The organism is Phytoactinopolyspora endophytica (assembly GCF_004138495.1).
In the GTDB taxonomy this organism is placed as follows: domain Bacteria; phylum Actinomycetota; class Actinomycetes; order Jiangellales; family Jiangellaceae; genus Phytoactinopolyspora; species Phytoactinopolyspora endophytica.
In genome coordinates, this window is sequence record NZ_ML142853.1 from 10,809 (window position 1) to 11,116 (window position 308).

1 pseudogene is annotated in these 308 nt (G+C 76.6%); it reads left to right on the forward strand.

Annotated elements, in window-relative coordinates:
- Positions 1-283 (forward strand): annotated as a pseudogene (locus tag ELR45_RS37455) (alpha-amylase family glycosyl hydrolase); the annotation flags it as partial.
- Between the last annotated feature and the right edge of the window lie 25 nt (positions 284-308).

Below are 308 nucleotides of genomic sequence, written 5' to 3' on the forward strand. Positions count from 1 at the left end.
CGAGGGCTCGCTGCTGCACCTCGTGCGCCGGCTGGCGCACCTGCGGACCGCGGACGACCGGCTCGACGCGGCATCGCCCGTGGAGGTCCTGTCCACGGGGTACCCGTTCGCGTACGTGCGCGGCGGCAGCCTCGCCGTCGTGCTCAACCCGGGCCGGGCGTCCGTCGCGCTCGACGTGCCCGGCGCGGGCGGGGCGCGCCCCGTCGAGGCCCGCGGGCACCGGGCCGACGGCGACACCGTGCACCTGGACGGGCACGGGTACGCCGTCCTCGACCTCGCCTGACCGTGAGTTGAGTCCCCGATAGTGA